Raw genomic sequence first — 23,456 nt, 5'->3', positions numbered from 1 at the left:
TGCAGCTATCGTATCGATTGCTGCAAAGCCTTGAATTATAGCGTCTTTTTTCCGGCCGATTTGGAATTGGTTGCAAGTTTATCGAGCACCCAGCCTGCGGCACATTGGCCGAAGGTCGCGGTCACAGCGACCACCGAGCCGTAGCCGTGGCAGTTCAAAGAACCATCGCCATCGATATTGCAAGAAGCATCTGGCGGGGCTACGGCCTCACGGCTGAAAACGCAGGTGACCCCGATCTTCTTGCCCTCCCGCGGTGCGCCGTGGTGTTTGCGCAGCTGATAGCGCATTTGGGCCAACAGCGGGTCATGGGTGGTCAGTGCGAGATCATCCACATCCACCTTGTGCGCATGCCGCTTGCCCCCTGCTGCACCCACGGTGATGTGAAGCACCCCATGGGCCTGCGCCCATATGGACAGTGCAGTTTTGGCTTTGATCTGGTCACAGGCATCAATGAGAGCGTCTACGGGCGTTTGCAGCAAGGCAGGCCAGTTTCCAGGCTCCACAAACTCCTCCACGCAATCAACGATGCAGTCCGGGTGGATTTGTGCGATGCGATCACCCATGGCCAGAACCTTGGCCTGTCCCACCGTATCGGTGAGCGCGTGGATCTGTCGGTTGATGTTGGATTCAGCCACATGGTCCAAGTCGATCAGGGTAATTTGCGCGACGCCACTGCGCGCGAGGGCCTCTGCGGCCCACGACCCGACTCCACCAATACCAACCACGGCCACGTGCGCGGAGCGAATTCTGGCTGCGCCCTGCACTCCGTAGAGCCGCTGAAGCCCACCAAAGCGGCGCTCCGAAGCGTGTTCCGCACCACCATCTGGCGCAGCCTGCGAGGCAAAAGCCACATCACCCGCCATCACCTGAGCCGCGACAGGCGTTCTTTAGCGGCCACAGCGGCCTCAGACTGCGGATAAGCCCGGATGAGGTCTTCCAGTGTCTTGCGCGCGGTGCGTGTGTCTTTGAGCTCAATCTGGCAATTGGCGATGGACAGAGCTGCCTCGGGCGCACGGGCGTGCGTGGGGGCGTCGGTCAGCATTTGTTTGAAATTGCCGATGGCTTCCTTGTACTCACGCGTAGCGTACTGGGCATTTCCCAACCAGAAACGCGCAGAGGGCACGTACCCGCTGCGCGGATACTGTCGCACAAAGCCAGCGAAAGCGACGCTTGCATCAGGGAATTTGCCGGAGCGAAAGACAGCCAGAGCCGCTTCAAAATCCCGCTTTTCGGCAGGATCTGCCTGGAAATCTCGGCCATCCACATTGACCTTGATGGGCTCGAACTGCCGCAATCGCTCATCCACGCCCTGCGCGATGTCTTTCTGCCGACGCTGCAGTTCACCGACATCGCGCAACAGCTGCTCGTTCTGGCCGTTGAGTTTGGCTTGCTCGGCGCGCAAGGTCTCGATCTGCGTCTGCAAATCCAGCAGGCTGCGGCGCAACTGAGCGTTTTCTTCGCCCAGCTTGCGCACCTCTTCGGCAGAGCGCTGCTGAGACAACTGCAGACCATCAACGCGCTGTCGCATCTCCAGGATAGCCCGTCGCGCTTCGCCGTCTTCAAAGATGGCTGCATAGGCAGAAGACATCGACACGGCGAGCAATGCCGCCGTGGCCAGCGCCCGCAACGAGAAAACCGGTGCAGCGGATGTCATCAACGGTACGACAGTTCAGCGCGGCGGTTCTGGGCGCGTGCATCTTCGGTAGCGCCTTGGGCTGCAGGCTTTTCCTTGCCAAAACTCACGGCCTCGACCTGGCTGTCAGGCACGCCCAGCAAGCCCAGAGAACGGCGCACTGCTTCTGCGCGCTTCTGGCCCAGTGCCAAGTTGTACTCGCGGCCACCACGGTCATCCGTGTGACCTTCGATCATGACCTTGCGGTTGGGGGCCGCTTTGATGAAGCGGGAATGCGCTTCAATCAGCGACTGGAACTCGGGTTTGATCACGTAGCTGTCGTAATCAAAGTACACGACGCGCGCGACCCCCACGGGGCCTGCACCGTCACGGCCGGACTGGCCGAGGTCCACGCCCGCCACGCCGCTTTGCGAGGTATTGCCGGAGTTGGCACCGTTGTTGGCTCCACCCATGGTGGAGGTGGCATTTTTGTCTTCGACCGGCACATCATCCAGCTTCACGCCAGAGCTGCAGCCCGCCACGAGAGCGGCAACGGTGAGGGCAAGGGTAATACGTTTCATCATCCAAATTTCTCCTGAAGGCTTGATAACTGAAAGTGCAGATAAGTTCATTGCTTTTGGAACGGGCCCCAGTCCGGCTCGCGGATGTCGCCCGCCTGACCGGCGAGACGCGCCTTGATCTTGCCGTCCAAGGTGGTGGTCATGAGGGCTTCACGGCCCTGCTGTTGGGTGGCGTAAACAATGAGCCGGCTGTTGGGTGCAAAGCTGGGATTTTCGTCCGCCGTCGTGTCAGTCACTGCATTGACGGTGCCCGTGGACAGGTCCATCACATGCAGCTTGAATGCACCACCCACGCGGGAGATGTAGGCCAGCCAGCGACCGTCGGGACTCACGCTGGGTGAGATGTTGTAGGTGCCGGTAAAGGTCACGCGCTCCGCATTGCCACCGGACGCACCCACCTTGTAGATTTGCGGGGCACCGCCCCGGTCGCTCACAAAGAAAATGCTGCGGCCGTCGCCCGAAAACACGGGTTCGGTATCGATGCCGGCGCTTTGCATCAGGCGGCGCGGCTCGCCGCCGTTGGCATCAATGGTGTACAGCTGCGAGCCGCCATCGCGGCTCAACGTGACCGCCAGCGTACGGCCATCCGGCGCCCAAGCTGGCGCACTGTTGGAACCACGGAAGTTCGCGATCAGGCGCCTGCGACCTGTGGCCACATCGTGCACATAGACCACCGGCTTGCGCGACTCGAACGACACGTAGGCCAGTTGCCCCCCGTTGGGCGACCATGCAGGCGAGATGATGGGTTCGGGGCTGGACAGTGCGGACTGGGCGTTCTCGCCGTCGGCATCCGCAACCCAAAGGCTGTAACGGGGGCCGGTTTTGGTCACATAGGCAATGCGCGTCGAGAAGATACCGCGCTCACCCGTGAGCTTTTCGTAGATGAAGTCGGCAATGCGGTGCGACACCAGGCGCAGGTCGCCCTGCGTGACCACAAAACTCTGTCCGCCCAGGTCTTGGCCCTTGACCACATCCCACAAGCGAAACCGCACATCAAAACGCCCATCAGCCAAACGCGTGACGCTGCCAGTGGCCAGCGAATCCGCACTTTTCTGGCGCCACAGTGCGACGTCTGGCCGCGCGGTTTCGTCCAGCGCTGCGCCGGAGGCGTCAATAGCGCGGAACTGCCCGCTTCGCTCCAGGTCGGCCTGGACGATGGCCGCAATTTTTTGGGGCGATTGCGCCTCGCCCCGAAACGGAGCAATGGCGATGGGCAATTGGGTCAGCCCAACGCCGGTGACTTCCACACGGAACTGAGCAAGCGCTGGAATGGATGGTGAGGCGATGAGTGCGGCCAGCAACTGGCGGCGCAGGGGAAGCAGCGGAGCTGCGGAAGATGGGTGTTGGGAGATTCGATCTGTGGTCATTGGCATCCAGCAGTGGCCGAACAAGTGCCGAAAGGGCAAACCCGAATGTTACACACAGCGGCGAGCCCCCTGTGACAAACTGTGCGCGACACACCGTGCCGGACAGGCTGCGCATGGCACAAACGTAGAATCCGGGCGACATGCAAGCCACCGACACGGGCACCAAGCCCGCCACAGCCCCTACTCCCCCCACGACCTTGATGGCGCGCCTGAGGCGGCTGTCGGTGTACTTTGGCGACCAGCGAATGGCCTGGAGTCTGGCAATTGTTGCAACCTTGGTGGGTGCAATCACCGAACCCCTGATCCCTGCCCTGCTGCAGCCGCTGCTGGACAAGGGCTTTACCCAAGGGACCTTGCAGCTGTGGATGGTGCCCCTGGCGATTCTGGGGGTTTTCTTCGTCCGCGGCGTAGCCCAGTTTGTGGGTCAATATGCACTGGCGCGCATCGCCAACGAAGGCATGCTGACACTGCGCCAGGCGCTGTTTGATCGTGTTCTGGCCGCAGAGATGGGATTGTTTGCGCGCCAGTCGGCCAGCGCCCTCTCCAACACCGTGGTCTATGAAGTGCAGACCGGTGCCACGTTGCTGGTGCAGGCCCTGCTCGGCCTGTCGCGCGATGGCTTCACGCTGGTCGCGCTGCTGGTCTATTTGCTGTACCTCAACTGGCAGCTCACACTGATTGTTGCCGTCGTCGTTCCGGGGGTCGCCTGGATCATGAAGACCCTGTCGCGGCGGCTGTACCACCTGACCAAGAGCAGCCAGCAGGCCACGGATGAGCTGGCCTATGTGGTCGAAGAAAACGTGCTGGCGCATCGTATGGTGCGCCTGCATGGCGCGCAAGGTGGGCAGGCGCAGCGTTTTGCCGACCTGAGCCGCAGCCTGCGCCGCCTGGCCATCAAGTCCACCATCGCCTCCGCAGCCATGACACCGCTGACCCAGTTACTGGCCGCCGCTGCGCTGTCGGTGGTGATCTGCATTGCGCTCTGGCAGAGCCGGGGTGCGGTCGATACGAAGGACGTGACCGTGGGCGGGTTTGTGTCTTTTATTACGGCCATGCTGATGCTGATCGCGCCCATCCGGCGCCTGGCTGATGTGGCCAGCCCCGTGACCCGGGGTGTAGCAGCTTTGGAACGCGGCCTTGGGCTGCTGGGCGACACGGGTGCAGAAACTGGTGGCATCTACCGCAAGGACCGCGTGCAAGGCGCGCTCACGCTGAGCAATGTCACTGTATCGTTTGGCGCCGACCACGCCCCCGCCCTGGACGGGGTCAACCTGCAGGTGGCCCCGGGCGAGATCGTGGCGCTGGTGGGGCCCTCTGGCGCCGGCAAGACCACGCTGGTCAACCTGCTGCCGCGTTTTGTCATGCCCTCAGCGGGCACCATCGCGGTCGACGGGCATGCCTTGCCGGACTGGGACCTGCCCTCCCTCCGGTCGCAATTTGCCATGGTGAGCCAAGACGTGGTGATGTTCAATGACACCATTGCCACCAATGTGGCGCTGGGACAGGCCGTGAACGAAACCCGGGTGCGGGAATGCCTGGCTGCCGCCAACCTGGCAGAACACGTAGCAGGTCTCCCGCAGGGCATCCACACGGTGGTGGGACACAACGCCACGCAGTTGTCAGGTGGGCAGCGTCAGCGGCTGGCCATTGCGCGGGCCCTGTACAAGGACGCCCCCATCCTCATCCTGGACGAGGCGACGTCTGCCCTGGACACCGAATCGGAACGCCTGGTGCAAGAGGCCCTGCAGCGCCTGATGCAGGGCCGCACGACCCTGGTCATTGCACACCGGCTGTCCACCATCGAGCATGCCGACCGCGTCGTGGTGATGGAGCGCGGGCGCATCGCCGAGCAAGGCACCCACAGCGAGCTGATGGCGCAGGGTGGGCTGTATGCGCGGCTGCAGACACGCGCCGCGTCGGGCACAGGGGCCATCGCCGAATAAGCACGCACGGCCCACCAGGGTGGCCGCCGCTGGCTTCAATGCAGCCGCCGTGGTCCGCTTTGCACCAGCGTGCTGCCGTCACCTGCCGTGGTTACCACTTGCCCCGGTTGGGCTGGCGGCGGCGGATGGCCGCAGCGATTCTCTCCGCAGACTCGGTACGGCTCACACGCAAGGCGAAATCAGCGGCAGTCAAGCCCAGATGGTTCTTGAGCGTGGGGTCGGCACCTTCGTCCAGCAGCAGTTGCACGGCCTCGGTAGAGCCGTAATGCGCCGCCATCATCAGCGGCGTGGTGCCGTTGGGCGATGTTGCGTCGATGTAGGCGTGGTTTTCGAGCAGCAATGAAATGATCACCGCATGCTGCGGCGAACCAGCCGACGCGGCGTAGTGCAGCGGCGTCCAGCCCGTCTTGTTGACATCGGCATCGCGCGCGATAAGCGCCTTGACGGCCTCCACGTTGCCCTTGATGGCAGCCATCATCAACGGGCTTTCGTCCTTGGCATTGCGGGCCTCCACATTCAGCCGACGGGATGCCAGCAACGCAGCAACGGCCTTGTTTGCGCCGTTTTGCAGGGCAATCATGAGCCCCACCTGCCCCTTGGGATCACGGGTGTTCGGATCAAACCCCCGGCGCAGCAGCGCAGTGATTGCATCACCGTCATCGCGCAGGACGGCCACAAAAAAGTCTTCATAGGCACCGGCCCAGGCCCGGACTGACACCAGGCCCAACGCCACGGCGGCCAAAGCAGAACGTCGTTGCAGGCTCATGCCATCACCTCAGGGAACAAGCGGTCGAAATTGCGGCTGGTGGCCTCCGCCACCACCTCCAGCGTGAGGCCCTTGGTCTCGGCCACCTGCCGGGCCACATGGGGCACATACGACGGATTGTTGGTCTTGCCACGGTAGGGCACCGGGGCCAGGTAGGGGCTGTCGGTCTCGATGAGCATGCGGTCCAGCGGCACAAAGGCCACCACGTCGCGCAGCTCCTGCGCGCTCTTGAAGGTGACGATGCCCGAGAACGAGATGTAGTAGCCCCGATCCAGCGCGGCGCGCGCGACCTGCATCGATTCGGTAAAGCAGTGGAAAACGCCACCCGCCAGATTGCCTGCGCCATCCTCGCCCTCTTCCTGCAGGATGGCCAGCGTGTCGTCGGAGGCACTGCGCGTGTGGATGATGAGGGGCTTGCCACAGGCGCGCGCCGCGCGGATGTGGGTGCGGAAGCGGTCGCGCTGCCACTCCAGGTCGGCAATGCTGCGCCCGCCCTTGCGATCTTCCATGCCGTAGTAGTCCAGGCCCGTCTCGCCAATCGCCACCACGCGGGGCAGCGCCGCGCGGTCCAGCAGGTCCTGCACGCTGGGCTCCGTCACGCCCTCGTTGTCGGGGTGCACGCCCACCGTGCTCCAGAAGTTGTCATGGGCCAGGGCCAAGGCGTGCACGCCCTCGAACTCTTCCATGGTGGTGCAAATGCACAGGGCCCGGGTGACCTGCGCCTCGGCCATGGCCTGGCGGATGGCGGGCAGCTGGCTGACCAGTTCCGGGAAGTTGAGGTGGCAGTGCGAATCAGTGAACATGTGATGAAAAACAAAAAAGCCGACCAGCCAGCGCGGGTCGGCACGGGGGCGGCGGTGGCGCGGTCAGATCGTCTGGGTAGGACGGTCGGAGCCCAGCGCAGTTCCCAGCAATTCCTCGATCTTGGCCTTGAGCTGGCGGGATTTTTCGTCCTTGGGGAACTGGATGCCCACGCCCTGGGTGCGGTTGCCTGCAGCACGGGCCGGTGTCACCCAGGCCACGCGGCCTGCTACGGGGTAGCGCTGGGTGTCGTCGGGCAGGGTCAGCAGCACATACACATCGTCGCCCAGCTTGTAGTCGCGCTGGGTGGGCACAAAGATGCCCCCTTCGGCAAAAAAAGGAATGTAGGCGGCGTAGAGCGCGGCCTTTTCCTTGATGGCCAGCTGCATGACGCTGGGACGGGGCGCGGTGGATGGACTGCTCATGGGTGGGTGTGCGGCTTAGTGTCTGGAGTGTAGGGTGTTTCGCGCCTGGGCGACAAGCGCCTCCAGCATGAGCCCGCCATTGAACGGGTGGTCTGCCGTGCGCGCCGCCTTGGACAGTGCGCGAGACCAACGTGTGAGCGCACCCAGTGGCGGCGTCTTGGGCAGGTCGGCCTGTGCAAAGTACCGCGGCGCGGCGCCCACGCTGGCGGCCAGCAGGTCGTGGCAGAGCTTTTGCAGCGCATCGATCACCTGGGCCGGGGCCCAGTCGCCCAGCGCCGTCACATCACCCCGCGCCACGGCCTGGGGCAAGGCGGACCAGGCCTGCGGGCTGCGGCCCGACTGGGCCAGCGCCAGTGCGTCCTCAGGCCGCCCGCCTGCTGCACGCAGAAACGACACTGCCGCATCCCGGGCCACGCCCTGGGCCTGCAACCAGGCCAGGCTGTCGGCCTCCGCCGGCCAGACCATGGTGTGACCCAGGCAGCGGCTGCGGATTGTGGGCAGCAGCTGGTGCGCAGCCTCGCTGGCCAGCACAAAACGCACGTCGCCCGGCGGTTCTTCCAGCGTCTTGAGCAGCGCGTTGGCCGTGACATGGTTCATCTGCTCGGCGGGGTAAACCAGCACGGCCTTGCCTTTGCCACGCGCCGAGGTGCGCTGCGAAAACTCCACCGCGTCGCGCATGGCCTCCACGCGGATCTCGCGGCTGGGCTTGCGCTTTTTGTCGTCAATGTCGGCCTGGGCCTTTTCCGACAGGGGCCAGCCCAGCGCCATCATCTGCACCTCGGGCATCAGCACGCACAGGTCGGCATGGGTGCGCACGTCGATGGCGTGGCAGCTGCCGCAGTGGCCGCAGGCGCCCTGCTCTGTCGGCGCATCGCACAGCCATGCTCGCACCATTTCCAGCCCCAGGGTGTATTGCCCCAGGCCCGACGGCCCTTGCAACAGCCACGCGTGGCCGCGCTGGGCCAGCAGGCTGGTGCGCTGCGCAGCGATCCAGGGCGCCAGGGCCACGGCGGTCTCGCTCATTGCGCCCCTCCCTGCGTAGCCACCATGATGGCAAGCCAGCCCTTGCGCACAAACACGCTGGTGAGCTGCTGCCACACGCGGTGGCGGTCCTGCGCCGCATCCAGGCGCGCAAACCGCTGCGGTGCAGCGGCTGCGCGGTCGGCATAGCCCTGTGCGACGCGGCGGAAGAACTCGACCGGTTGGGCCTCGAAGCGGTCAGGCACACGCGCACCGGCCAGCCGCTCGGCCGCCACCTCGGGCGCCAGGTCAAACCACACCGTCAGATCGGGTTCACGCATCAAACTGGTCTCAGGCGCTAGTCCTGTCTGCGCCAGGCGCTCCAAAGTTGATAGCACACCCAGATCGAAGCCCCGTCCCGCGCCCTGGTAGGCAAAGGTGGCGTCGGTGAACCGGTCGCACAGCACCACGTCGCCACGGGCCAGCGCGGGCTCGATCACGTTGCGCAGGTGGTCGCGGCGGGCCGCAAAGATCAGCAGGGACTCGGTAAGCGCATCCATCGGGTCGTTCAGGACCATTTCGCGCAGCTTTTCGGCCAGCGGCGTGCCGCCGGGCTCGCGGCTCACGGTGACAGTACGGCCCTGGGTGCGGAAGGCCGCGGCCAGGCCTTCGATGTGCGAGGACTTGCCCGCACCGTCGATGCCTTCAAACGTGATGAACAGACCGGGTCGTGACATGGGCGCCTTGGTTCAAGAAACGGTTTACTGCTGCCCGCGCTGGTAGCGGTTGACGGCGCGGTTGTGCTCCTCCAGCGAGGCACTGAAATGGCTGGTGCCGTCGCCCTTGGCCACAAAGTAGAGCGCGCGCGTGGCCTGCGGCTGCACGGCTGCCAGCAGCGAGGCCTTGCCGGGCATGGCGATGGGCGTGGGCGGCAAGCCGGGGCGGGTGTAGGTGTTCCAGGGGGTGTCGGTCTGCAGGTCGCGCTTGCGCAGGTTGCCGTCAAACTTTTCGCCCAGGCCGTAGATCACCGTGGGGTCGGTCTGCAGCAGCATGCCCACCCGCAGGCGGTTGACGAACACGCCCGCAATCTGGCCCCGGTCGCTGGCCTTGCCAGTTTCCTTTTCGACAATGCTGGCCAGCGTCAGCGCCTCGTCCGCCGACTTGAGCGGGGTGTCGGCCGCGCGCTGGGCCCAGGCCGCCTCCAGATGGCGGTCCATGGCGTGCATCGCCCGGCGCAGCAAGGCGATGTCGCTGGAGCCTTTGGCGTAGGTGTAGGTGTCCGGGAAGAACCGCCCCTCGGGCGCCACGCCGGGGCGGCCCAGCTGGGCCATCAGCGCCTCGTCGGTCAAGGCGGCAGCATCGTGTTTGATCTGCTCTTCCTTGGCCAGCGCTTGGCGCACCTGGCGCCAGTTCCAGCCTTCAACCAAGGTGAGTGCGCGCAAGGCCTCTTCGCCCCGGGCCAGCTTCTGCAGCAGGCTGATGGGGGTGGTGCCGGGCGGGATTTCGTAGTTGCCCGCCTTGATGGCGCGGTCTTGCCCCGAGACGCGGAACCAAGCGTAGAGCAGGCGCGCGTCCGTCTTCACCCCAGCAGCCACCACATCGCGGGCCACGCCGCGCGGCGTGGTGCCGGGCTCGATGGCCAGCTCCAGCGGCTCGGGGCCCACGTCGAGCGGCTGGTGCAGCCACCAATACGCAGCGCCGCCCAGTGCGATCCCCACCAACACGATCAAAGCCAGTAAACGTCGCACAACCCTGCTACCAATATGTATGAATCAGGGCATCATAATTCAGCGATGACCTACCCCTTGAATGGCATAGCCCCCTTGTCCCACCTCGGCGTGATTCGCGTGGAAGGCGAAGACGCCGCCAAGTTTCTGCACGGCCAGCTCACCCAGGATTTCGCCCTGCTCGGCATGGACCAGGCCCGCCTCGCGGCCTTCTTGTCGGCCAAGGGCCGCATGCAGGCCAGCTTCATCGGCTTCAAGCGTAGCGCCACCGAGGTGCTGCTGGTCTGCAGCCGCGACCTGCTGCCTGCCACGCTCAAGCGCCTGTCGATGTTTGTGCTGCGTGCCAAGGCCAAGCTGACGGATGCCACCGGTGACATCTCCCTTTATGGCGTTGCCGGAGACGCTATCAACTCCGTAGCTGGCAGCACCCAGCCCGCCTGGACCAAGGCCGATGTGGGTGCCGCCGCCGTGGTGCACCTGTACCCCGCCGACGGCACTCCGCGCGCCCTCTGGGTAGCCCCCGCCACAGAGCCAGCGCCCGCCGGCCCTGCGCTGGAGGCCACGCTGTGGCTCTGGAGCGAAGTCATCAGCGGTGTCGCCACGCTGACCACGCCGGTGGTCGAAGCCTTTGTGCCCCAGATGCTCAACTACGAATCGGTGGGCGGCGTGAACTTCAAGAAGGGCTGCTACCCCGGCCAGGAAGTGGTGGCGCGCAGCCAGTTCCGTGGCACGCTCAAGCGCCGCGCCTACATTGCCCATGCAGCAGCCGAGGTGGCGGTGGGCGCCGAGGTGTTCAGCACCAGCGACCTGGAGCAGCCCTGCGGCACCGTGGTGCAGGTGGCCGCCGCGCCGGGCTGCGGGTTTGACACCATCGTGTCGCTGCAGATCAGCGCTGCCCAAGAGGGCTCGCTGCAAGTGGGCGCAGAAGGCGGCGTGGCGCTGTCGCTGCTGCCCCTGCCCTACCCGCTGCTGGACGATATTTGAGCCAAATCGGGCACAGGTGCTAGTCCAACATGCCCGAGCAGCTCCCCTTTTAATAGCAAACCATCAGAGCTTGCGGGCCATGGCGATGTGCGCAATGCCCGCCTCTTCGTACGGCTCGCCCACCACCGTGAACCCCGCGCGGCGGTAAAAGCCCTCGGCGCTTCGCTGGGCGTGCAATTGCACTTCGGCATCGCCCCGGGCACGCGCCGCGTCCACCAGCGCATCCAGCAATTGGCGGCCCCACTGCGCACCGCGTACCGACCGATCCACCGCCATGCGGCCGATGCGGCCCACGCCGGGTGCGTGCTGCAGCAGGCGGCCCGCAGCGACGGGCATGCCCAGCCGGTTGTACAGCACGGCGTGGCGCGCCGAGATGTCGTGCCTATCGGCCTCGACCTCGGCCGGAATGCCCTGCTCATGCACAAACACATCGGTGCGTACGCGGCCTGCATCGCGACCCAGGGTGTTCCAATCGCCAGTGCGCACCTCGGCCATCTCAGCGCCCGCTTCAAAACCTTCAAAAATCGCGCGCAGTGTGGGTGGCACAGGGCGCGAGGTCTGCGTGGCTGGGTCGGCAAACACATAGACCAGCTCGGCAGAAATCAGCAGCCGGTCGCCACAAAAGATACCCGCAGTGAACAGGCACGACGAATTGCCGATGCGCCCGCACTTCAGGCCCACGTCCAGCGTGTCGTCGAGCCGCGCCGAGGCGTGGTACTCCACCGTCGCCTTCTTCACATACATCTCGCCGCCCAGCGCCAGCATGCTCGCCTCGTACGGCAACGCCAGCGCGCGCCAGTACTCGGACATGGCGGTATCCACGTACATGAGGTAGTGCGCATTGAACACAATCTTTTGCATGTCCACCTCGGCCCAGCGCACGCGCAGGCGGTGGAAACAACGGAAATCACTGCGTTGCATGGGTTCGTTTACTCCAGGTGAAAAGCCAGGCGCAACGCGCGGGCTGCGTCGGCATGGGCCTTGCGCGCTTCGGGGATGGCGCGGCCCATCTTGATGAATTCGTGGGTCACGCCCCGGTAGATGTCCAGGTCCACGGGCACGCCCGCCAGGCGCAGCTTGTCGGCATAGTCAACGCCTTCGTCCACCAGCGGGTCGCATTCGGCCAGGCCAATCCACGCGGGTGCCACGCCCTCCACGTCCGGCGCCAGCAGCGGCGCAAAACGCCAGTCTTCGCGCTCCTCGCGCGTGGTCACGTAATGGCCAAAGAACCAGCTGATGGCGGGCTCCTCCAGCACCAGGCCGCGTGCAAAGGTGGCGTGTGAAGGCGTGTCCTGGTGCGCGGCGCAGCCGGGGTAGATCAGCAGTTGCAGCACCAGCGGCAGGCCGGCATCGCGCGCCAGGATGGCGTTGACGGCGGCTAGGGTGCCCCCCGCGCTGTCGCCGCCCACGGCCAGGCGCTGGGGGTCGGCGCCCAGGCTTTCTGCATGGGCGGCCAGCCACTGCAGCGCATCCCACGCATCATTACTGGCTGTGGGAAAGCGGTGCTCCGGCGCCAGCCTGTAGTCCAGCGACACCACCATGCAACCGGCCAGACGCGCCAGCTCGCGGCACAGGATGTCGTGCGTGGCGATGTTGCCGATGGTGAAGCCGCCGCCGTGCGTGTACAGCAGCATGGGCAAGCCCTTGTCGGTGCTGGGCGCGTACAGCCGTGCGGGCAGCATGGCTCCGTCGCGGGTGGGGATCTGCAGGTCTTCCACCCGCGCCAGCGCGGCCTTGGGCACCTCCAGCACGTCGGCGCCCGCCTGGTAGGCGATGCGTGCCTCCTGCGGCGTGCGTGTGTGCAGCGGCGGGTGCCCGGCGCGGGCCATGCGTTCGAGCACGCTGCGCATCTGGGGGGTCAGGCGGGTGTGATGGATGTGCAGGTCGATCAACGGTCGGGGTCTCGGCAGAAAAGACAACGGCCCGCAAGGCGGCGGGCCGATCAGGGGTGGGTTACTTGAAGCTCAGTCGCACGGGTGCCGCGCCGGGCAAGCCGTCGTAGGTGGCCGTCACCGACAAGCCAGCCTTGGGCGGCAGCAATGCGGAGAACGAGCCCAGGCTGATCAGGTCGCCCGGCTGCATGGCCAGGCCTTCCTGCGCGAGCGCACCGGCCAGCCACACCACCGCGTTGAGCGGGTGGTCCAGGATGTCGCTGCCTTTGCCGCCACCCAGGCGCGCACCCGCGCCATCGGTCAGCGACACGTTCATGTCGGCCAGGGCCTGGAGCATGGCAAAACGCTCGCCCCGGTACGCCGGCACGGCAATCGGGGCACCCGCCACACCCAGGCGCGCGCCCACGTTGATGGCGGTCACGCCCGCGCCGTTGAGCTTGGGCGGCGCCTGCACCATCAGGTCGGGCAGCTCGATGAAGGGGATGATCTGGTCCACGGCGTCCAGCACGTCCATGGGGGTCTTGGCCTGGTTGATGGCGGCGCTTTTCACGCGCACCAGCATGTCGGCCTCGTACAGGGGGCGGGCACCGAAGGCTGCATCCACCGTGGCGCCACTGGGCAGCACCATGCCCTCGTAGAGCTTGCCCCACACGGGCTTGTCGGTGTTGAAGCGCTTTTGCACGGCGGGGTTGGTCAGGCCCGCCTTGTAGCCAATCACCTTGCCCATGCGCTGGGCCAGCAAGGCGTTGACCTTGCCGCGTGTGCAGGCGCCGTCGGCGTCCGTCAGGTTCTCGGGGTTGGCTGCCGGGGTCTTGGCCACATAGTTGGCCACCAGGTCGGCGGCCTGCGCGTCCGTGAGGCACTGGGCCTGGGCGCTTGTTGTCACAGATGCGACGGCCACCAGGGCCGCCATCAGGGTTTGCTTCGTTTTCAAGGCTGTCTCCTCCTTATAAAGTGGGCTCAGAACCTTTTCAAAGGCTGGCGAGCTATCGTAATCGCTGGCACCCCCATTCACACACCTTGTTGCACCATGGCTTTCATCTACTACGTCACCCAGATCCAGTTTGAATTCGGCGCCGTCCAGCTGCTGAAGCAGGAATGCGACCGCGTGGGCATCACCCGCCCTCTGATCGTGACGGACCCCGGCGTGAAGGCCGCCGGCGTGCTGCAAAAGGCGCTGGACGCGCTGCCCGGCATGACGGTGGCCGTGTTTGATCAGACCCCCTCCAACCCCACGGAGGCCGCCGTGCGCGCCGCCGTGGACATGTACAAGGCCCAGGGCTGCGACGGGCTGATCGCCGTGGGCGGGGGCTCCGCCATCGACTGCGCCAAGGGCATCGCGATTGCGGCCACGCACGAGGGGCCGCTGACGTACTACGCCACCATCGAAGGCGGCTCGCCCCGCATCACCGACCGCGCCGCGCCGCTGATCGCCGTGCCCACCACCAGCGGCACGGGCAGCGAGGTGGCGCGCGGCGCGATCATCATCGTGGACGACCACCGCAAGCTCGGCTTCCACTCATGGAACCTGGTGCCCAAGACCGCCATCTGCGACCCCGAACTCACCCTCGGCCTGCCCCCCATGCTCACAGCAGCCACGGGCATGGACGCGATTGCGCACTGCATGGAAACCTTCATGTCCGCCGCGTTCAACCCGCCCGCTGACGGCATTGCGCTGGACGGCCTCACGCGCGGCTGGGCGAACATCGAGCAGGCCACCAAAAACGGCAGCGACCGCGATGCACGCCTGCACATGATGAGCGCCAGCATGCAGGGCGCCATGGCCTTCCAGAAGGGCCTGGGCGCCGTGCACTCGCTCAGCCACAGCCTGGGCGGCGTGAACCCGCGCCTGCACCACGGCACGCTCAACGCCATGTTCCTGCCCGCCGTGGTGCGCTTCAATGCGCAGGCGGAATCGGTGCAGAAGGAAAAGCGCCTGGAACGCATGGCCCACGCCATGGGCCTGGCCAGCGCAGGCGATATTCCCGAAGCCATCCGCGACATGAACGCCCGCCTGAGCCTGCCCACCGGCCTGGCCGCGATGGGCGTGAACGAGGCGATGTTCGACGACATCATCAAGGGCGCGATGGCCGACCACTGCCACAAGACCAACCCGCGCATCGCCACACCCGAGGAATACCGCGACATGCTGGCCCAGTCGCTCTGAACCCAGCCGCCTCACCCTTGGGCCAACTGCCGCGCACCTGGGCGCGGGGGCACATGGCGGGGAGCCAGCGCGTGCCCGGGCACTTGTCAGGCGCGCATTGCGCGTGCGGGCAGCTCCGCAGTTTTACAAAACGTCACACATCAGCAACACCGCGCCGGTAGCGCGATGCAAAACCACGCTCACAACTTCTCACAAGATAGACTCGCCGCTGTCAACAATTAATTAACCATTCATTACCACTGGGGTTGTGGGGGAGGACCACCGTCAATGCGCACCGGAAATCTCACCACCTGGCTTCTGCGGGGCACCTACCCCCGGCTGTATGTGCCCATCGTGGCGATCATCCTGCTGGTCACCGGGGTGCGTTACCACTACCTGCTGGCCGCGGAAACCGACGAAGCCCTGCAGCAAGGCTCTACCGAACTGCGGCGCGCCAGCGATCCTTTGCAGCTGCGCCTGGCCGCCGTGCCCGCGCCCGATGCCGACACCGTGACCCGTATCCTGACCGAGGGGTTGGCGCAGGCGGCGCCAGCGGTGGCGTCCATCAAATGGCAGGCCGCCGACCAGCCCGCCATTGAGGTCACCGCCCTTCCCTACCCCGCCAATGCTCCGAAATGGTTTACCGATTGGCTGGACCTCTCCGCCCCTGTGCAGCAGTCCGGCCTCGCGCTGGCAGACGGCACATCGGGCCGACTGACGGTGACGGCCCACCCGCAGCCCCTGGCGGACCAGGTGTGGGCCACGGTGCTGGTACAGGCGCGCATCTCGGCGCTCAACATCTTCACCATCTTCTTTCTGCTGACGCTGCTGCTGCGGGCCAATGCCCGCATGCTGCAGCGCCTGGCCCAGGCCACCGACGCGTTTCGCCAAGGCTATCTGAGCACCCGCATGGAAGTCACCGGCACGCTGGAGTCCCGCGCCATGGCCGAGACCTTCAACGACATGGCGGGCAAGGTGCAGTCCTTGGTGCTGTCCTTGCACGAAACGCAGCGCCAGCAAAGCGAGCAACTGCACTTCACCCGCCAGTTGATCGATGCCTTGCCCCTGCCCGTGTTTGTGCGCCATGCCGACGGCACCTACCTGGACGCCAACCGCGCATGGCAGCGCCTGTTCCAGTCGCAGCCAGGTGCTGACGGCGCTACAGGGGCCAGCCTGCCGGCCGAACTGGCCCCGGAACGGTCGGCCCGGATCGCCAGCGCGCACGACAACGAGATCCGCATCCGCCCGCCCCACCAGCCCCCGCTGGACATGGCCTATTTCGAAGCGCCCTTCACCAGCACCAACGGCGAACTGGCTGGCACCATCGGCACGCTGGTGGACGTGACCGAGCGCAAGCGCGCCCAGGAAGCCCTGCGCGCTGAAAAGGAACGTGCCGAGGTCACCCTCGCCTCCATCGGCGACGGGGTCATCACCACCGACCCGGGCGGGCGCATCGAGACCATCAACGAGGCCGCACAGCTCATGACCGGGTTCACGGCCGACCAGGCGCTGGGCCGGCAGCTGGACGACGTGTTCCGTCTTTACGAAGAGCCCGCCAGCCGCACCGCCAGCGCGGCCGCCGAACGCGACACCCAGCCGGGTGGGCTGCAGCAGGCCACCTACGAGGTGCTGATCCACCGCTCTGGCGAGCGCTATGCCATCGAGTACACGGCAGCCGCCATCCGCGAAGGAAGCGGCCACGCGGCGGGCTGCGTGCTGGTATTCCGCGACGTGACCGAAACACGCAACCTGCGCCACCAGATCTCGTGGCACGCCCGCCACGACGCGCTCACCGGTCTGTACAACCGTGCGGCCCTGGCCGAAAAGCTCACACACGCCCTGTTTGTGGCCCGCAACAAGCAGCTGCTGCTGGCGGTGTGCATGCTGGACCTGGACCACTTCCAGGCCGTGAACGACACCTTTGGCCAGCGCGTGGGCGACCGTCTGCTCAAGGAAGTGGCGCGGCGCCTGGGCGCATTCATCACGGCCCACGAAGCCGTGGCCCGCATGGGCGGCGACGAGTTTGTGCTGCTGCTGGGCGAACAGCCCGATGTGCCCGCCATCGAGGCGCGCCTGGCCGTGCTGATGCAGCAACTGGCCGCGCCCTATGCGATTGACGACCGCCTGGTGAACATCACCGTCAGCATTGGCGTGGCCGTGTTTCCGCAAGACGACGCCAACCCCGACACCCTGCTGCGCCATGCCGACCAGGCCATGTGCCAGGCCAAGAGCTTCGGGCGCAACCAGCTGCACGTGTTCGACGTGCAACACGACCACGCCGTGCAGACCCAGCACACCCGCCAGACCCGGGTGGCCCGCGCACTGCACGCGGGCGAGCTGGTGCTGCACTACCAGCCCAAGGTCAACCTGCGCACGGGCGAGATCATCGGGCTCGAAGCCCTGCTGCGCTGGCAACACCCGCAAGAGGGGCTGCTGGGCCCGCAGCATGTGCTGCCGCTGGTGGAGGACACGGACCTGCAGGTCGAGCTGGGCGAATGGGTGCTGCGCCAGGCCCTGGCGCAGATGCGGGTGTGGAGCGATGCGGGCATGGGATGGGAGGTCAGCGTCAACATCGCAGCGCCCCACTTTCACCGGCCCAACTTTGTGCAGCGGCTCAAGGACATCCTGCACACCTGCCCCGAGGTGTCTCCCTCGCGGCTGGAGCTGGAGATCCTGGAATCCGCCGCGCTCGAAGACATGCAGTACATGCGCCGCATGATGCAAAGCTGTCAGGCCCTGGGCGTGCGTTTTGCGTTGGACGACTTCGGCACCGGCTTTTCGTCCCTGTCCTACCTCAAGCGCCTGCCCGCGGAGACCATCAAGATCGACCAGTCCTTCGTGCGCGGCATTCTGGAGGATGGCGACGACCTCACCCTCGTCAAAGCCATCGTGGCGCTGGCGGCTGCGTTCCACCGCCATGTGGTGGCCGAAGGCGTCGAAACCGCCGAGCACTGCGCCAAGCTGCTAGAGCTGGGTTGCGAACGCGCACAAGGTTATGGCATTGCCCGACCCATGCCCGCGGCCGACGTGCTGCCTTGGGCCCGGGACCACGCTGCACGCCATGCTGCCCGGGCGGTGCAAGAGGCGGCACGTCGCCCTGCTTCGACCTAAGAACCTGTTCAAAGTCATTTTGGAGATTGCATTGAAGTGCAATCGGGATGAGTGGATGTCTCGGGTGCGCCGCATGGGCTCGTGCCCATGCAAGCAGCCGGGGCGTTCAATCGCCCGATTTCACTCCAACCCTGCGGGCAAGTGCCTTGCCGGGCGGTCTGCGGCGTTGCGGCGCTTGCCGATAGCACGGGCTATCGGCGGCGCACCGCGCCTTGCATCCCATCCCGGCAAGGTACTTGTGCAACTCTAAAAAGACTTTGAACAGGTTCTGAGAGCCTGCGGCCAGCGCAGGAGACCCAATGGGCCCCAGAGGCGCGTCCGCCCTGGCAGCCTACAACGGCTGCACCGCGCCCATGTCCGGCCGCTCCAGCCATTCGCACCACTCATCCACCAGCTGCTGGCTGGCGCGCGTGGCCGTCAGCCACGCCTGGGCCCGGGCACGGCTGTCCGTGCCGTAGTGGGTGAAGTCGTTGCGGTCGGGCAGCTTGGCGTTGGGCAATCGGCGCACCCAGTCCGGGTCGGGCGACAGCACCACCATGTTGTCGAGCGCCGACGTGGCCTTGTGGCGCCACTTCAGCCCCTTGTCCAGCCAGCCCGGCACCACGCGGTGCTGGAAGTGGGGGTAGAGCACGAGGCCGCCAGCACCCGCGCGCAGCGGCTCGGCCGCAGTTTTTGAGCCTTTTTCGCTGGGAGCGCTAGTGCTTATTGCCTGAGCAGCTATCAATTCAGAAGCACCGACATTCGGCAAACCATAGGCAAGATGCAGGTGGTAGTCGGTGATGCCGCCGTCCCAGTAAGCGCCCCGCGGGGCGCCCGGGATGTTGTGCACGGCCTGCAAGACAAACGGGATCGAGCAGCTGGCCTGCAGCGCCTGCATGAAATTGTCTGAGTTCAGCCCCACCTGCCGGGTGCGGTAGTCGGTCGTGGCAAAAGGCAGTGCCGCACCCGATGAGGAAAACACCACCCGCTCCAGCCAGGCCCCCATCGCCTTGCGGTGCACGGTGTTGGTCACAAACGCCCCCAGATACCCCAGCGGCGTGCCCAGCGCATGCTCCCGCCCCAGCACATGGCGGCCCCGGGACGTGACGATGTGCAGGCGGTAGCGGGGGTGGCTGAGCACTTCCTGCACCCGCCCGCCGTAGAAGGCCTCCAGGTTCTGGCCGAACCGCTCGCTCACATGGGCGGCCGTGGGGCGCTTTTTGCCGGGTGGCAGCTCGTAGTCCTGGTGGATGTAGTCATGCTCCAGCCGCTCAAAAGCCGCCACCGATTGCTGCAGGCAGGCCGTGGCCATGCGCCAGGCGCCAATCGAGGCGCCCACCAAGTGCACGGGCTGATCGGAGCGCGGCAGCCACTCCCCAAAAATGAACCGGTCCATCGGCCCCAGGATCAGTCCCTTGGGACCGCCAGCCGCTGCCGGGATTACGCTCACGTCAGCGGGCCGCAGGCCCTGTTGTTCCAGGTGTTGGCGGGCGCGGGGGCCAGCATGGATGCGCAGTGCTTTCATGGCGCTGATTGTCGCAAAGCGGCTGGGGCAGCACCGTCAATCCGTAGACCTTACTCAACAGCGCCTTCCCCGGCAACCGCCTGACCCGCAACCGGGCAACTAGACGATGAAATCCGCCGCCGCATCCGGTCGAGCGGTCCAGTCGATGGGGTCTTGCTGCAGCACCATGTCGATGTCGAGCCCCAGGGCCAGCCCCACTTCGCCAGGGAAGGACACGGCCAGCTCTTTTTCGTTGAGCTCGGCCTCGCGGGCGCGGGCGCGCCAGGCGGCCAGGTGGATGACGCCCGCCAGGGGTTCGTAGACCTTGTTGTCAAACGGTGCGTGCTGGTGCTGCAGGGCGTCAATCACCACCTCGGGCAGTTGCCAGCGGCGCGCGCAGCCCGCAGTGACCTGGCCGTAGCTGTAGCCAAAGATGCGCTGCTCGATCTTGTCGCGGCGCAGGTCAAACGGTGCCACCAGGGTGTTGACCGACTGTGCCTTCTCGGGGTCGGCCAGGTGGATCACCAGCTCGCCCAGGGCATGCAGCAAACCGGCGGTATACGCCGCGATCTGGTTGTGGTGGACGATGCCAGCGAGCGAGCGCGCGAGCTTGGCGGTGTTGAGGCTGTAACGCCAGAACTGCTGCATGTTCACCCCTGGCACCGAGCGCGACGTGGTGCCCAGCGGCGCCGAGGTGACCAACGTGCGCAGCTGTGCGGTGCCCAGCAGCGCCAGCGCCTCGGGGATGCCCGCGATCTGCCCGGGCAGCTGGAAGGTGGGGGAATTGGCCAGTTCCAGCAAACGAGCCGCAAGGGCCGGATCGGTGCCAAACAGCTGGTTCAGGCGCCGCAAGCTGGGTTCGTTCTGGGCCAGCTCGCTCATCAGCAGCGCCACGGCGCGCGGAAGGCTGGGCAGTGCCACAGGTTGGGCCAGCAGTGCGTTCAACTCCATGGGGTACGGCGCCGGTGGTTGGTTCAGGTGCTGGCGATTATGGGCCCCTGCACGGCCAAAAAACCACCGGCGGCACAGCCGGCTGCGTCAGCGGCCTTTGGCCTGTTGCAACTTCGCAAATGCGGACGCCATGGCCGACTGCTGCACAGGCTCGGGCCCACGGCGCTGGGGTTGTGCGTAGCCACGGCCTGCGCCCTCAAAGCGGTTGTCACGGGGTGCGCCCCGGTCGCCGCCCTGGCGCGGTGGCGCGGCATCCAGCTTCATCGACAGGCCGATGCGCTTGCGCTCCACGTCCACTTCCATGACCTTGACCTTGACGATGTCGCCGGTCTTGACCACCTCGCGCGCATCGTTCACGAACTTGTGCGCCAGCTGGCTCACATGCACCAGGCCGTCCTGGTGCACGCCCAGGTCGATGAAAGCGCCAAACTGGGCCACGTTGCTCACCGTGCCCTCCAAGATCATGCCTTCCTTGAGGTCCTTGATGTCTTCCACGCCGTCGTTGAAGCGCGCCACCTTGAAGTCGGGGCGCGGGTCGCGGCCGGGCTTCTCCAGCTCGGCCAGGATGTCCTTGACAGTGATCACGCCAAACTTCTCGTTGGCAAACAGCTCGGGCTTCAGGGTCTTGAGCATGTCGGTACGGCCCATGATCTCGGCCACCGGCTTGCCAGTCTTTTCCATGATCTGCTCGACCACCGGGTAGGTCTCGGGGTGCACGCCCGTCATGTCCAGCGGGTTGTCACCACCGCGAATGCGCAAGAAGCCCGCGCTCTGCTCAAAGGTCTTGGCACCGAGCCCGGCCACATCCATGAGCTGCTTGCGGCTCTTGAAAGCACCATTGGCCTCGCGCCAGCGCACCACGGCCTTGGCCACACTGCCCGACAGGCCCGACACGCGGCTGAGCAGCGGCACACTGGCCGTGTTCAGGTCCACGCCCACCGAGTTCACGCAGTCCTCCACCACCGTGCCCAACGTGCGGGCCAGCTCGCTCTGGTTCACGTCGTGCTGGTACTGGCCCACGCCGATGCTCTTGGGGTCGATCTTCACCAGCTCGGCCAGCGGGTCTTGCAGGCGGCGGGCGATGGACGCCGCACCGCGCAGGCTCACGTCCACATCGGGCATCTCTTGCGACGCATATTCGCTGGCGGAATAGACCGAAGCCCCCGCCTCGCTCACCACCACCTTCTCGATGGCGCGGTCGGCCTTGGCGGCCATCTTGATGAGGTCAGCGGCCAGCTTGTCGGTCTCGCGGCTGGCTGTGCCGTTGCCAATGGCGATCAGGTTCACGCCGTGTCTTTCCACCAGCTTGGACAGGGTGAACAGCGAGCCATCCCAGTCGCGCTTGGGCTCGTGCGGGTACACCGTGGCCGTCTCCACCAGCTTGCCCGTGGCATCCACCACGGCCACCTTCACGCCGGTACGGATGCCTGGGTCCAGCCCCATCACCACGCGCGGGCCGGCCGGTGCGGCCAGCAGCAGGTCACGCAGGTTGTCGGCAAACACCTTGATGGCGACCTTCTCGGCCTCATCGCGCAGGCGGGCGAACAGGTCGCGTTCGGTCGAGAGGCTGAGCTTCACGCGCCAGGTCCAGGCCACGCACTTGCGGATCAGGTCATCGGCCTTGCGGCCCTGGTGGCTCCAGCCCAGGTGCAGGGCGATCTTGCCTTCGGCGATGCTGGGCTTGCCGGGTTCGGGCTCCACCGGCAATACCAGCTTGGCTTCCAGAATTTCGAGTCCGCGCCCGCGAAACACAGCCAGCGCGCGGTGCGAGGGCACGCGGCCGATGGGTTCGTCGTAGTCGAAGTAGTCGCGGAACTTGGAGACCTCGGGGTCGTTCTCGTTCTTGCTGTCCACCTTCTTGCTGCGCAGCAGGCCTTCGGCCCACAGCCACTCACGCAGGTTCTGCACCAGCGCCGGGTCTTCGGCCCAGCGCTCGCTGAGGATGTCGCGCACACCATCCAGCACAGCGGGCACGGTAGAGAAATCGGCACCGGGCTTGCCGTCATCCAGCACTTCGGGTGGCTTGGTGAACGCCGCAGCTTCGACGGCGGGGTCCAGTGTGGGGTCAGCAAACAGCTTGTCGGCCAGCGGTTCGATGCCGAACTCGCGGGCGATCTGGCCCTTGGTGCGGCGCTTTTGCTTGAACGGCAGGTAGATGTCTTCCAGCTCCTGCTTGGTCGGGGCGGCCGCAATGGCGGCACGCAGTGCATCGGTGAGTTTGCCCTGCTCGTCAATCGCCTTGAGCACGACCACACGGCGGTCTTCCAGCTCGCGCAGATAGGACAGGCGCGCCTCCAGTTCGCGCAGCTGAATGTCGTCCAGCCCGCCCGTCACTTCCTTGCGATAGCGCGCAATGAAGGGCACCGTGGCACCGCCATCCAGCAGCTCCACCGCTGCGCGCACCTGTTGTTCACTGACTTTGATTTCTGCGGCCAACTGCCGAACGATCTGCTGCATGGGTGGGGCGGACTCTCTGAGACTCGGTCAAACAAAAAAGCGAAGCGCGCGAGTTTGCCACAGGCGGTTTGGCAGCCCGGCGACGGGTGGGCGGATTGTTCTCAATACTGGAACAGTTAGTTCGCGACTGGGTGGTTTTTCCCTGAACACCATCGGCGTACAGTTCATCCCATCGATGAGCCGAACCCGCAAGGCGACTCACCGAACCCGGTTCAGGAATCGTTTTTGACCCGGCTTTTTTGAGACGCTT

21 protein-coding genes are annotated in these 23,456 nt (G+C 65.8%); 4 read left to right on the top strand and 17 right to left on the bottom strand.

What is annotated here, in order from left to right:
- Positions 1-35: 35 nt before the first annotated feature.
- From IB236_RS21380 to tolB, 4 genes are read right to left on the bottom strand one after another with little or no spacing between them, the layout of a single operon-like run.
- Positions 36-863 carry a ThiF family adenylyltransferase gene (locus IB236_RS21380; protein ID WP_225581305.1) on the bottom strand — a complete coding sequence of 276 codons (828 nt, stop codon included), beginning with the start codon at positions 861-863 and terminating at the stop codon, positions 36-38.
- A complete protein-coding gene (gene ybgF, locus IB236_RS21375) occupies positions 863-1,654 on the bottom strand; it encodes a tol-pal system protein YbgF (RefSeq protein WP_192422157.1) in 792 nt (263 codons plus the stop codon). Before ybgF ends, IB236_RS21380 begins: the two co-directional genes overlap by 1 nt.
- Positions 1,654-2,196: a peptidoglycan-associated lipoprotein Pal gene (pal, locus tag IB236_RS21370; RefSeq protein WP_099730420.1), complete on the bottom strand. Its 543-nt coding sequence runs from the start codon at positions 2,194-2,196 to the stop codon at positions 1,654-1,656. Before pal ends, ybgF begins: the two co-directional genes overlap by 1 nt.
- Positions 2,197-2,240: 44 nt before the next feature.
- Complete coding sequence (tolB, locus tag IB236_RS21365; RefSeq protein WP_192422156.1) at positions 2,241-3,560, bottom strand: Tol-Pal system beta propeller repeat protein TolB; 1,320 nt, start codon at positions 3,558-3,560, stop codon at positions 2,241-2,243.
- Between the two features lie 140 nt (positions 3,561-3,700).
- Between tolB and msbA the strand changes: the two genes are divergently transcribed.
- Positions 3,701-5,503 (top strand): lipid A export permease/ATP-binding protein MsbA, encoded by a 1,803-nt coding sequence (gene msbA / locus IB236_RS21360; protein WP_192422155.1) that lies wholly within the window; start codon positions 3,701-3,703, stop codon positions 5,501-5,503.
- Between the two features lie 91 nt (positions 5,504-5,594).
- On the opposite strand, the gene IB236_RS21355 is transcribed toward msbA, so the two are convergent.
- From IB236_RS21355 to mltG, 6 genes are all read right to left on the bottom strand, one after another.
- Positions 5,595-6,269, bottom strand: a complete 675-nt coding sequence (locus IB236_RS21355) for an ankyrin repeat domain-containing protein (RefSeq protein ID WP_192422154.1) — start codon at positions 6,267-6,269, stop codon at positions 5,595-5,597.
- Positions 6,266-7,072: a TatD family hydrolase gene (locus tag IB236_RS21350; RefSeq protein ID WP_056744435.1), complete on the bottom strand. Its 807-nt coding sequence runs from the start codon at positions 7,070-7,072 to the stop codon at positions 6,266-6,268. Before IB236_RS21350 ends, IB236_RS21355 begins: the two co-directional genes overlap by 4 nt.
- Before the next feature lie 63 nt (positions 7,073-7,135).
- Positions 7,136-7,495, bottom strand: a complete 360-nt coding sequence (locus IB236_RS21345) for a PilZ domain-containing protein (protein ID WP_015013859.1) — start codon at positions 7,493-7,495, stop codon at positions 7,136-7,138.
- Positions 7,496-7,510: 15 nt separating this feature from the next.
- Positions 7,511-8,518, bottom strand: coding sequence for a DNA polymerase III subunit delta' (locus tag IB236_RS21340; RefSeq protein ID WP_192422153.1), 1,008 nt, complete (start codon positions 8,516-8,518; stop codon positions 7,511-7,513).
- Positions 8,515-9,192 carry a dTMP kinase gene (tmk, locus tag IB236_RS21335; protein WP_121942774.1) on the bottom strand — a complete coding sequence of 226 codons (678 nt, stop codon included), beginning with the start codon at positions 9,190-9,192 and terminating at the stop codon, positions 8,515-8,517. The genes IB236_RS21340 and tmk overlap by 4 nt, the downstream gene beginning before the upstream one ends.
- 24 nt (positions 9,193-9,216) lie before the next feature.
- A complete protein-coding gene (mltG, locus tag IB236_RS21330) occupies positions 9,217-10,203 on the bottom strand; it encodes an endolytic transglycosylase MltG (RefSeq protein WP_370539940.1) in 987 nt (328 codons plus the stop codon).
- 45 nt (positions 10,204-10,248) lie between these two features.
- Between mltG and IB236_RS21325 the strand changes: the two genes are divergently transcribed.
- The gene (locus IB236_RS21325) at positions 10,249-11,166 is read left to right on the top strand and encodes a folate-binding protein YgfZ (RefSeq protein ID WP_192422152.1); all 918 of its coding nucleotides are present in this window, start codon (positions 10,249-10,251) and stop codon (positions 11,164-11,166) included.
- 63 nt (positions 11,167-11,229) lie between these two features.
- On the opposite strand, the gene IB236_RS21320 is transcribed toward IB236_RS21325, so the two are convergent.
- The 3 genes from IB236_RS21320 to IB236_RS21310 form a co-directional block, all read right to left on the bottom strand.
- Positions 11,230-12,087 carry a YbgC/FadM family acyl-CoA thioesterase gene (locus tag IB236_RS21320; protein WP_192422151.1) on the bottom strand — a complete coding sequence of 286 codons (858 nt, stop codon included), beginning with the start codon at positions 12,085-12,087 and terminating at the stop codon, positions 11,230-11,232.
- Positions 12,088-12,095: 8 nt separating this feature from the next.
- A complete protein-coding gene (locus IB236_RS21315; RefSeq protein WP_225581310.1) occupies positions 12,096-13,016 on the bottom strand; it encodes an alpha/beta hydrolase in 921 nt (306 codons plus the stop codon).
- Positions 13,017-13,119: 103 nt separating this feature from the next.
- On the bottom strand, positions 13,120-13,992 hold the full coding sequence (locus IB236_RS21310) for a 2-keto-4-pentenoate hydratase (protein WP_099730427.1): 873 nt from the start codon (positions 13,990-13,992) through the stop codon (positions 13,120-13,122).
- A 96-nt stretch (positions 13,993-14,088) separates the two neighbouring features.
- Here IB236_RS21310 and IB236_RS21305 point away from each other — a divergent pair, with 96 nt between their 5' ends.
- Both IB236_RS21305 and IB236_RS21300 read left to right on the top strand, forming a co-directional pair.
- The gene (locus IB236_RS21305) at positions 14,089-15,225 is read left to right on the top strand and encodes an iron-containing alcohol dehydrogenase (protein ID WP_099730428.1); all 1,137 of its coding nucleotides are present in this window, start codon (positions 14,089-14,091) and stop codon (positions 15,223-15,225) included.
- A 267-nt stretch (positions 15,226-15,492) separates the two neighbouring features.
- Positions 15,493-18,315, top strand: coding sequence for an EAL domain-containing protein (locus IB236_RS21300; RefSeq protein ID WP_099730429.1), 2,823 nt, complete (start codon positions 15,493-15,495; stop codon positions 18,313-18,315).
- 331 nt (positions 18,316-18,646) lie between these two features.
- Here IB236_RS21300 and IB236_RS21295 read toward each other — a convergent pair whose 3' ends face one another.
- The 4 genes from IB236_RS21295 to IB236_RS24415 all read right to left on the bottom strand — a co-directional run.
- Positions 18,647-19,819, bottom strand: a complete 1,173-nt coding sequence (locus tag IB236_RS21295) for a patatin-like phospholipase family protein (protein WP_056745124.1) — start codon at positions 19,817-19,819, stop codon at positions 18,647-18,649.
- A 99-nt stretch (positions 19,820-19,918) separates the two neighbouring features.
- The gene (locus tag IB236_RS21290) at positions 19,919-20,749 is read right to left on the bottom strand and encodes an HDOD domain-containing protein (RefSeq protein WP_056063447.1); all 831 of its coding nucleotides are present in this window, start codon (positions 20,747-20,749) and stop codon (positions 19,919-19,921) included.
- 87 nt (positions 20,750-20,836) lie between these two features.
- A complete protein-coding gene (locus IB236_RS21285) occupies positions 20,837-23,206 on the bottom strand; it encodes a Tex family protein (protein ID WP_192422149.1) in 2,370 nt (789 codons plus the stop codon).
- A partial coding sequence (locus IB236_RS24415) for a hypothetical protein (protein ID WP_225581304.1) occupies positions 23,160-23,456 on the bottom strand: 297 nt, incomplete at its 5' end. The genes IB236_RS21285 and IB236_RS24415, both read right to left, overlap by 47 nt.

This window comes from Acidovorax sp. ACV02, from assembly GCF_014851475.1.
Classification (GTDB): Bacteria; Pseudomonadota; Gammaproteobacteria; order Burkholderiales; family Burkholderiaceae_C; genus Acidovorax; species Acidovorax delafieldii.
The sequence above is the reverse complement of the archived record's forward strand: the minus strand, read 5'-3'. Positions and strand labels throughout refer to the sequence as shown.